The 8,292-nt window shown below is 62.4% G+C and carries 12 protein-coding genes; 4 read left to right on the forward strand and 8 right to left on the reverse strand.

The annotated features are described in order from the left end of the window. The first annotated feature begins 135 nt into the window (after positions 1-135). Positions 136-789: a hypothetical protein gene (locus NMG80_RS02555; protein WP_254016686.1), complete on the forward strand. Its 654-nt coding sequence runs from the start codon at positions 136-138 to the stop codon at positions 787-789. 39 nt (positions 790-828) lie between these two features. Here NMG80_RS02555 and NMG80_RS02560 read toward each other — a convergent pair whose 3' ends face one another. Continuing rightward, complete coding sequence (locus tag NMG80_RS02560) at positions 829-1,731, reverse strand: S1C family serine protease (protein ID WP_254016687.1); 903 nt, start codon at positions 1,729-1,731, stop codon at positions 829-831. A gap of 219 nt (positions 1,732-1,950) precedes the next feature. On the opposite strand from NMG80_RS02560, the gene yghU reads away from it, so the two are divergent. Beyond that, positions 1,951-2,817: a glutathione-dependent disulfide-bond oxidoreductase gene (yghU, locus tag NMG80_RS02565; RefSeq protein WP_254016688.1), complete on the forward strand. Its 867-nt coding sequence runs from the start codon at positions 1,951-1,953 to the stop codon at positions 2,815-2,817. 357 nt (positions 2,818-3,174) lie between these two features. Here the strand turns inward: yghU and NMG80_RS38140 are convergent, their stop codons facing one another. The 5 genes from NMG80_RS38140 to NMG80_RS02585 all read right to left on the reverse strand — a co-directional run bounded on the left by NMG80_RS38140 (position 3,175) and on the right by NMG80_RS02585 (position 6,318). Beyond that, a complete protein-coding gene (locus NMG80_RS38140; RefSeq protein ID WP_495663999.1) occupies positions 3,175-3,366 on the reverse strand; it encodes an exopolysaccharide production repressor protein in 192 nt (63 codons plus the stop codon). 372 nt (positions 3,367-3,738) lie between these two features. Next, complete coding sequence (gene minE / locus NMG80_RS02570) at positions 3,739-4,011, reverse strand: cell division topological specificity factor MinE (RefSeq protein WP_023803855.1); 273 nt, start codon at positions 4,009-4,011, stop codon at positions 3,739-3,741. Then, positions 4,008-4,823, reverse strand: a complete 816-nt coding sequence (gene minD / locus NMG80_RS02575) for a septum site-determining protein MinD (RefSeq protein WP_023803856.1) — start codon at positions 4,821-4,823, stop codon at positions 4,008-4,010. The genes minE and minD overlap by 4 nt, the downstream gene beginning before the upstream one ends. A gap of 114 nt (positions 4,824-4,937) precedes the next feature. Continuing rightward, entirely contained in the window at positions 4,938-5,714 is a 777-nt protein-coding gene (gene minC, locus NMG80_RS02580) for a septum site-determining protein MinC (protein ID WP_254016689.1), read from the reverse strand. 166 nt (positions 5,715-5,880) lie between these two features. Next, on the reverse strand, positions 5,881-6,318 hold the full coding sequence (locus NMG80_RS02585) for a hypothetical protein (protein ID WP_254016690.1): 438 nt from the start codon (positions 6,316-6,318) through the stop codon (positions 5,881-5,883). A 273-nt stretch (positions 6,319-6,591) separates the two neighbouring features. Between NMG80_RS02585 and NMG80_RS02590 the strand changes: the two genes are divergently transcribed. Beyond that, entirely contained in the window at positions 6,592-7,305 is a 714-nt protein-coding gene (locus tag NMG80_RS02590; RefSeq protein ID WP_254016691.1) for an SOS response-associated peptidase, read from the forward strand. On the opposite strand, the gene NMG80_RS02595 is transcribed toward NMG80_RS02590, so the two are convergent. Both NMG80_RS02595 and NMG80_RS02600 read right to left on the reverse strand, forming a co-directional pair. Continuing rightward, positions 7,302-7,562 carry a hypothetical protein gene (locus tag NMG80_RS02595; RefSeq protein WP_254016692.1) on the reverse strand — a complete coding sequence of 87 codons (261 nt, stop codon included), beginning with the start codon at positions 7,560-7,562 and terminating at the stop codon, positions 7,302-7,304. The genes NMG80_RS02590 and NMG80_RS02595 overlap by 4 nt on opposite strands. A 3-nt stretch (positions 7,563-7,565) precedes the next feature. Beyond that, a complete protein-coding gene (locus NMG80_RS02600) occupies positions 7,566-7,826 on the reverse strand; it encodes a hypothetical protein (RefSeq protein WP_254016693.1) in 261 nt (86 codons plus the stop codon). A 136-nt stretch (positions 7,827-7,962) separates the two neighbouring features. Here NMG80_RS02600 and NMG80_RS02605 point away from each other — a divergent pair, with 136 nt between their 5' ends. Then, entirely contained in the window at positions 7,963-8,142 is a 180-nt protein-coding gene (locus NMG80_RS02605; RefSeq protein ID WP_254016694.1) for a hypothetical protein, read from the forward strand. The last annotated feature ends 150 nt before the right edge of the window (positions 8,143-8,292 follow it).

An 8,292-nucleotide genomic window follows, 5' to 3' on the forward strand; every position in this document is an offset into this window, starting at 1 on the left:
CGGCGGGACAGCGCCCCCCTCTGCCCTGCCGGGCATCTCCCCCACAAGGGGGGAGATTGGCAGTGTCGCTGTCCCCGCCCCAGCCCATGGCGGTTCTTCCCGTCGTACTGTAGGAATCTCCCGCCAGAACCGGCCATGGCGGACACGGCGGGCTTCAATTTTAGGGGATATGTTGCCATGCGAGCGATGCTGTTCGGTCTTGCCCTGCTGGCGCCAACCATGGCCCTAGCTGAACCGATCGAAACCCAGAAGATCATCACCGCGCTGACCGGCGACTGGAATGGCGACAGCGGCACCGACCTTGTGATGATCGTCGAGACCGAGCCCAGCGACCCGATGGACATGCATTTCTTTCTCAGGGATCGCGAGCGCAATTTTTTGCGGCCTGCCGGCATCGTGCGTGACCAGATTATCGGCGAGTGGAACGGTTACGACCGGCCCGGCTACGACGCCTCCGACACCGAGCCGGAGCTGTCCGCGCTGCCCAACGGCTCGATCAAACTGTATCTGCCGGCAATGCCGGTCGGCAGCAAGCGGACCAACCAGACGTTGACGCTCGCCTATCGCGACGGTGTCTTCATCGTCGCCGGCTTTGGTTATGACTATCACGATTACCTTGAGGACAATGTCGCAAGCGACTGCGATTACAACGTTTTAACCGGCAAGGGCAAAAGCGGCAAGATGCAGCCCGATGGGTCCACAAGTGAGAAGACCGTGGCGGTCGAAGGCAAGGTCATTGCCTTTTCGGAGTGGAACCCGGGAACAGGCTTCAGCGCCTGCGGCGAGTAAGGCAGTTCTCCTGCTCGCCTTGTGGGAGAAGGGGGAGCTTCACTGCAGCTGCGGTTTCTTGAGGAAGCTGTTGCGGTCGGCCGACTTGACGCGCAGCCAGGTTTCGCGGCCGTCGCGCACAACTCGCAACGGGATCTCCGCGCCCGCCGGGTTCTGCCACAGCTTGCGGTAGAAATCGGCGAGCCCGTCGACTTCGCCGTCGCGCACATCCGAGATGATGTCGCCCTGGCGCAAGCCGGCTTCGGCGGCCGGGCTGCCTTCGGCGACGCTCATTACCACGACCTCGCCATTGCTTTCGGCGGAGAAGGCACCGAGCCACGGGCGCGGCGGCTTGGCAACCTGGCCGCGTGTCAGCAGATCGTCGAGAATAGGCGGCAGAAGGTTGATCGGCACCACCATGTTGATATCGGCGATCTCGCCGGCGCGGCTCATCTGCAGACGCAGCGAACCGATGCCGAGCAGCCTGCCATCCTGCCCGATGAGTGCCGCACCTCCCCATGACGGGTGAGCGGGCGCGGTGAAGATCGCTTCGTCCAGGAGATACTCCCAATAGCCGGCGAATTCCTGCTTGGTGACGATGTGCGCGCTGACCGCCTGGCCGATGCCGTCGGCGAGCACCACGGGGTCGCCGGCCATCGCCCTGGCCGCGTCGCCGAAAGCCACCGCGGGCAGGTCGAGCGGGGCCAGCGCCTGCACCAGGCCGAAGCCCGATTCCTGGTCGTAGGCGAGCGCGTGCGCGGGAACCACGCGCCCGTTGTGGTCGGTCAGCCAGACTTCTTCCGCCTCGGTGATGAGGTAGCCGATGGTGAGCACCAGCCCGTTATCGCGAATGACCACGCCGCTGCCTTCCCGGCTCGTGCCCAGCGCATTGGCGGTGAAGGCATCATCCGGGATCGAAGCGCGCACCGCCACGATGGACCGCAAAATCGTATCGATGGTCATGCTTTCAATCCTGGCAATATTCACGACGGGCGTCAGAGGCCCGATCTTTCTTATAGGTATGGCGCATGTGACGAGGCGCAAGGGCCGGGCGGTCGCGCAGGCAGACCGGCATCGACAATAGTTCAACACAAGTTGAACATCCCGCAGCCCGCACTACCTGTATCTATGCAAGCTGATCCTCCCCAAGACCCTCTCCGCTCACATTAAAGGCCTCCCGAGATGAACCAATACACACCGCCGAAAGTATGGACCTGGAACAAGGAAAATGGCGGCGCTTTCGCCAGCATCAACCGGCCGATCGCGGGCCCGACGCACGACAAGGAGCTGCCGGTCGGCAAGCATCCGCTGCAGCTTTACTCGCAGGCGACACCAAACGGCGTGAAGGTGACGATCATGCTCGAGGAGCTGTTGGCGCGCGGCCACAAAGGCGCCGAATATGACGCTTGGCTGATCAGGATCAACGACGGCGACCAGTTCGGCAGCGGCTTCGTCGAGGTCAACCCCAACTCCAAGATCCCGGCGCTGATGGACCGCAGCGGGCCAAAGCCGATCCGAGTCTTCGAATCCGGCTCGATCCTGCTGCATCTGGCCGAGAAATTCGGCGAGTTCCTGCCGACCGAGCAGCCGGCGCGCGCAGAAACCCTGTCGTGGCTGTTTTGGCAGATGGGCTCGGCGCCGTATCTCGGCGGCGGCTTCGGCCATTTCTACGCCTATGCACCGGAAAAGTTCGAATATGCCATCGACCGCTTCGCCATGGAGGTGAAGCGCCAAATGTATGTGCTCGACCGGCGCCTGGCGGCAAGCGAATATCTCGGCGGCGATGCCTACACGATTGCCGACATCGCCGTGTGGCCCTGGTACGGCGGGCTGGCCAAGGGCCGCATGTACAACGACGCCGGCGAGTTCCTGTCGGTGCAGGAATACAAGCACGTGCAGCGCTGGGCCGATGCGATCGACGCACGGCCGGCGGTGCAGCGCGGCCGCATGGTCAACCGCGCCTTCGGCGAGCCGGCGATGCAGCTGCACGAGCGCCACGACGCCAGCGACTTCGACACCAGGACGCAGGACAGACTGGCGGCGGAGTGAGCAGGAGCGATGGAGATATGCGGATGACGCGCCGATCTCCCCCTTGTGGGGGAGATCGGCAGCTTCAACCCGCCCCGTCTCGACGGCGGAACGGGATTGCACAAGCCGCAGGCAGGCTCCTGCGCTGCCCAATCGCCGGCACATGTGTCCGTAAATATATACTGGTTGGCTAAAGTAACGGAACGTCCAATGCACATTCCCAGAACCGAACATGTCCGCTTTCAGAAGGCTTAGACCATATTATCTATTTTGGGAACATCATGTCTAAGCATATGGATATTCAGCCAGCCTGGCCTGGAATCTCGACATGCGTGAAAACCGCAACCGTCTCGATGGTCCAGTACTCGCGGGTCGCGGTCACCTGTGTGTCTTTCGCCCAGCCCTATAGATCAGCTGGACGACGAACAAAAAGTATCCAACCTGCAGAACGATAGAGGTAAGGACCGTCCAGCCCAGCGCCCTCCAGATTGAACCCGTTGCCAAAAAAGTCGAGAGCGCCACGACGAATGACGCGGCAGTCACCCCCACCAGGAACTGTGGAAAGTTCATCGCTTTTCAAGGCCGCCCCTGAGCTTCTAACAGCCGCGACGACCACCCCTTGCCCATTTACCCCGGACCAACGTTTTCACCCTTTTGATGGTTGCGCAAGTGGCAAATGGATGAGAGGTGCGCGCATGTTTTATGCAACCTATGGTTGGCATAAAATAAGAAGATGTCGGCGGGACAGCGCCCCCTCTGGCCTGCCGGCCATCTCCCCCACTTGGGGGGAGATCGCAGCCTCGGCGCGCCGCGCTCTCTTGCGCCGTTGCAGATTGGCGAAAGCCGGCGTGACGGCCGATTTCCCCCCTTGAGGGAGAGATGTCCGGCAGGACAGAGGGGGTACTGTCCCGCCGGCGTCAAAAACTACTACAGGCGCAACGCTCAGGCCGACATGGCCAGCGGCCTTGCGCTCTTGTTGGGGATCTGGATGTCGATCTCCAGCGTCGACATCGTCTCGCCGCGATCCATCGAGACCTGCAGATAATCCTGGTCGATCTGCACATGCCTGGCGATGACGGCCATGATCTCCTCGCGCAGCACCGAGACGAGATCGGGCTGGCTGCGGTTGCGGCGCTCATAGGCGAGCAGCACCTGCAGCCGCTCGCGCGCCACCGGCGCGCTGCCGCGCCGCTTGAAGAGGTCTAACAGGCTCATGCTGCCCTCCTTCCAAAAAGCCGGTCGAGAAAGCCCTTGCGCTCGAACGGCACGACGACCGGCAGGTCCTCGCCCTCGAGCCGTTTGGCCGCCTCGATATAGGCGCGGGCGGCAGAATTCGTCGGATCGCTGAGTGTCACCGGCGACCCTAGGTTGGAGGCCTTGAGCACGTCCTGGCTTTCGGGAATGATGCCCAGCAGCGGCGTCGACAGGATTTCCAGAACGTCGTCGATCGAGAGCATTTCGCCGCGCGCCGCGCGCGCCGCATCATACCGCGTCACCAGCACGTGCTTGGCGATCTGCTCCCCCCGCTCGGCCTTGACGGTCCTGGCGTCGAGCAGGCCGATGATGCGATCGGAATCGCGCACCGAGCTGACTTCCGGGTTGGTGACGATGACCGCTTCGTCGGCAAAGCGCATGGCAAGCTGCGCGCCGCGCTCGATGCCGGCCGGACTGTCGCAGAAGACGTAGTCGAACACCGAGCTTAACTTTTCGATCACCTCGCCGACGCCCTCCTCGGTCAGCGCATCCTTGTCGCGCGTCTGCGAGGCCGGCAGCAGGAACAGCGTCTCGACCCGCTTGTCGCGGATCAGCGCCTGCGACAGCTTGGCCGTTCCCTGGATGACGTTGACCAGGTCGAACACCACCCGCCGCTCGGCGCCCATGATCAGGTCGAGATTCCTCAAACCCACGTCGAAGTCGACCAGGGCCACCCTCTTGCCGGTTCTTGCGACGGCAGCGCCAAGGGCGGCCGTCGAGGTCGTCTTGCCGACACCCCCCTTGCCCGAGGTGACCACCACAACCTTGCCCATCTATGCCTCCATTATTGTTGTTGATATTGTTAATAGTCTGATTTATGTGATTCGCTTAAGTTGCTGTTTATATTATATATTACAAAAACCATCCCGCACCTTTAACGGCCTGCCTTAGCTGAACGGCGCGATGCGAAGCGTGTCTTTTTCGAGAAACGCCTGCACCGCTTTTCCACGCAAGGACGGCTCCATCTCCTCGGCGGTGCAATACCAGCCGTCGACCGACAGCAGCTCGGCCTCGTTTTTGCGGCAGAAGATGCGCGCCGCCGAATGGCCGAGCACACCGGCCGACGCCCGCCCGCGCAGCGTGCCATAGACGTGGATGCAGCCGGCGGCGACGATCTCGGAACCGGAGGCGACGGAGCCGAGCACGATGACGTCGCCATGCGCGTGGAAGATTGACTGGCCCGAGCGGATCGGCGACTTGACCATCAGCGTGGCCGGCGCGTCCGGCAGCCTGTCTTCTGGCTGCCTGTCTTCCGACTGCTTGCCCGGTTCCGCCCTGCCTTCTTCCGCCCTGCCCGCCTCTTCCGGCCTGCCCTTTTGGTCGGCCTGCATGAGCAGCCCGGCTGTGGCCTCCTTGGCGCCGATCAGCACAGGCGGCAGATTGGCGTCGAGCGCCGTGTTGCCGTCGAGTTCGATGGCATAGATGCGGATGCCGCGCAGGCCAAGCTCGGCAACAAGCGCTTCGATCTGGCTGACCGCGGGCTTCAACGTGTTGAGGTTGAGCACCACCGGGCGGCCGGCAAAATAGCCTGGAGAATTGCCGATCCAGCGGTCGAGGCTTTCCACCCACTCCGAAAGCGGCGTCTCCGGGGTGAGCGTGAAGGCGACGAAGGAGCGGGCGCGAAAGCGAATGGATTTGGTCTCGACGGGGGCGGCGAAGGTCACGGACAGCGATTCCTTACTGATCGGTAAACGCTAGCCAGCCATGGTTAACGAAAGGTTAACGGTGGGCTGTTTGCGGCATCCGGAAAGCTGTTACTGACAGCCCCGGCGTGTCAGCAGGCAGCCGACAACGCAGGAAATTGCTTGCCCTTCCTCGACACCTTGCTGGCTAAGTGCCCTTCGCTGCGTCCTCGATCAGTTCCGCCAGCAAGCTAGAGAACCGCTCGTCAGCCCTATCCCCGATGTTTCCGACTTCTCTCGCCACCATCCCGGGCGAAGAGACCGACACTTGTCCACTCAGCTGAACGTTGACCGTGAACGTCCTTCCGACCACCTCCTTTTCCGTTCCCCGCTTCCTGTAGATTCTGAACCGAATAGATGGTGTTGATGCTTTGGCTTGGCGGCGTGGCGCGGTGTCCATCTCGACGGCGACATCGCCTGCTACGTCAGCCCTGGCCGTTTCCAGCGACGCAACCACGACGTCGTTTAGCCAGGCCCTTGCTTGCGCGCCGAAGTCCACCCCCTCGGCCTTCTCATTGCCGACCTTCCCCTTTTGCTCACGGCGAGCTTCCTTGCCGCGGTCAAGGGCATCTTTGAACTTGGACATGGTTTGCCTCCGATTGTGGGCGCATGAGATCAGCTGTCACATCGCCATGCTCCTCCTAATGGGTAGAACGCGCGCGAGCGGTGTCCGTTGCGTGAGCGGAGCCCGCGGTTCGCCGCTGCGCGCGGCAGTGTCCTTCTGCCGCGGTCGAACGCCGGGATGGCGGCGGTGATCGCGGCGCTGTGGGCCGGGGTAGCGTGTCAGCAGCCGAGCGGACAGCGCTGGAAATTACCTGCCCTTTCCCACAAGATGCCTGAACATCGCTGAGGGCTCGACATGTGCAACCTCTACAACATCACCACCAGCCAGGAGGCGATCCGCCAGTGGACCCGCGCCTTGCGCGATAGTCTCGGCAATCTTGAGCCCTCCATCGACATCTACCCCAACCAGCCCGGCCCGGTGGTGCGCAACGCGCCGGACGGGACGCGCGAGCTGGCTAACCTGCTGTGGGGCATGCCGACGCCGATTGAGCGGGTGAAGGGCAAGGCCGACTACGGCACCACCAACATCCGCAACCCGCAATACGGCCACTGGCAGCAATATCTCGGCGTCGAGAACCGCTGCGTGGTGCCGCTGACCAGCTTCGCCGAGCCGAGCCCGACGCCCGGCGACAAGGACCCGGATACCGGTATCCAGAAAAACTACTGGTTCGCGCTGAACGAGCAGCGGCCGCTGTTGTTCTTCGCCGGCCTGTGGACGCGCTGGCAGGGCGTGCGCAAGGTCAAGGACGGCCACGGCGACTTCGAGCTTTACGGCTTCCTGACCACCAAACCCAACGCCCTGATCGCGCCGATCCACGAGAAGGCCATGCCTGTCATCCTGACCACCCAGGAGGAAACCGAGACCTGGCTGACCGCGCCGTGGTCGCAAGCCAGGCACCTGCAGCGCACGGCACGCGACGACGCGCTGGTGATCGTCGACAAGCCGGCGACGCAGATAAAATTTCCGCCGCAGGCGCCACAGGCGCCTGTACAGGGTTCGCTGTTCTAAAGCTTGAATTTTTGCAGCACCCAGATGTAGCCCTTCGGCGGATGGTCCTGGTCGACGAACTGAGTGCGAACGGTGGTGTCCTTGCGGCTGCATCGTTTGCACCTGAACCTGATGGCTTCCAGCGGCTTGTTCCAGCCGACCACCTGAGCGACATCGTTCGCCCGAAAACGTCCGACATGGTAGCAGTGGCCGCACTCGACGATCAGCAGCATGTTGGCCTTCGCGGCACGTCCAACGCTGTCCATTGGCCCGGCCATGGCTCATTTCCGAGCCAGATAATCCTCGGGAAGCGGAAGCAGGCCAAGATCCGGCATCCGGAAATCGGGCTCCTTCTCCGCCAGGCTGGCCATCACCTCATGCAATTTGTCGACAAGCCCGCAAAGCTGCCAATACTGCTCGCCATGCGCCTTCAGATGCAGTTGCGACGAAAGCACCGTCTTGCGCAGGCTCAGAGCGTCCCTGATGATCGCCTCCCCATGCCTCGCCGACAGCCTGTCGAACCGGCCATTTCGTCTGCCCATCGCGGCTCTCCCCAGTTTGTGAGCAACCGCCCCACCTGCTGACAAATAGGAAGGCATTCCTCGCCGAGTCAATTCACACTTGACATTTTTGTTCCCGTTTTGTTCAATTTGAACAGAAACGATCGGAGGCGTCGCCATGGACGAAATCGTGACGCTGGAGAGCCGCCAGGAAGCCGCCCTTCACGCCGTCGCCGAAAAGTTCATCACCCAGCACAAGGAAGACGCGGTGAAAGCGCTGAAAGAGATGATTGTGCTCAATGGCCATCTGCAGGAACGGCTTGACGCTGTGGAGGGCGGGCGCCGGGCGACCCGGTAAGCGCTCAGAGATGACGGTAGCAGGACGCGTGTTCAATCGTGCCGTTCGAAGGTCGGCTTAGCGCCAGAGAACGAACCCGCTCGCGGGAGGGGCGCGGCTTCGAGGTCTGCAGTTTGTCAGCAGCGCCGGTGAGGTTGTGATTGATCAGGG

The sequence above is a fragment of the Mesorhizobium escarrei genome, from assembly GCF_935825525.1.
Taxonomy (GTDB): Bacteria; Pseudomonadota; Alphaproteobacteria; order Rhizobiales; family Rhizobiaceae; genus Mesorhizobium; species Mesorhizobium escarrei.

What these genes read in the sequence shown, in the direction of transcription:
- NMG80_RS02555 (WP_254016686.1), top strand. Translation starts at nt 136, where the DNA reads ATGGCGGACACGGCGGGCTTCAATTTTAGGGGATATGTTGCCATGCGA.
- NMG80_RS02560 (WP_254016687.1), bottom strand. Translation starts at nt 1,731, where the DNA reads ATGACCATCGATACGATTTTGCGGTCCATCGTGGCGGTGCGCGCTTCG.
- yghU (WP_254016688.1), top strand. Translation starts at nt 1,951, where the DNA reads ATGAACCAATACACACCGCCGAAAGTATGGACCTGGAACAAGGAAAAT.
- NMG80_RS38140 (WP_495663999.1), bottom strand. Translation starts at nt 3,366, where the DNA reads ATGAACTTTCCACAGTTCCTGGTGGGGGTGACTGCCGCGTCATTCGTC.
- minE (WP_023803855.1), bottom strand. Translation starts at nt 4,011, where the DNA reads ATGAGCCTGTTAGACCTCTTCAAGCGGCGCGGCAGCGCGCCGGTGGCG.
- minD (WP_023803856.1), bottom strand. Translation starts at nt 4,823, where the DNA reads ATGGGCAAGGTTGTGGTGGTCACCTCGGGCAAGGGGGGTGTCGGCAAG.
- NMG80_RS02585 (WP_254016690.1), bottom strand. Translation starts at nt 6,318, where the DNA reads ATGTCCAAGTTCAAAGATGCCCTTGACCGCGGCAAGGAAGCTCGCCGT.
- NMG80_RS02590 (WP_254016691.1), top strand. Translation starts at nt 6,592, where the DNA reads ATGTGCAACCTCTACAACATCACCACCAGCCAGGAGGCGATCCGCCAG.
- NMG80_RS02595 (WP_254016692.1), bottom strand. Translation starts at nt 7,562, where the DNA reads ATGGCCGGGCCAATGGACAGCGTTGGACGTGCCGCGAAGGCCAACATG.
- NMG80_RS02600 (WP_254016693.1), bottom strand. Translation starts at nt 7,826, where the DNA reads ATGGGCAGACGAAATGGCCGGTTCGACAGGCTGTCGGCGAGGCATGGG.
- NMG80_RS02605 (WP_254016694.1), top strand. Translation starts at nt 7,963, where the DNA reads ATGGACGAAATCGTGACGCTGGAGAGCCGCCAGGAAGCCGCCCTTCAC.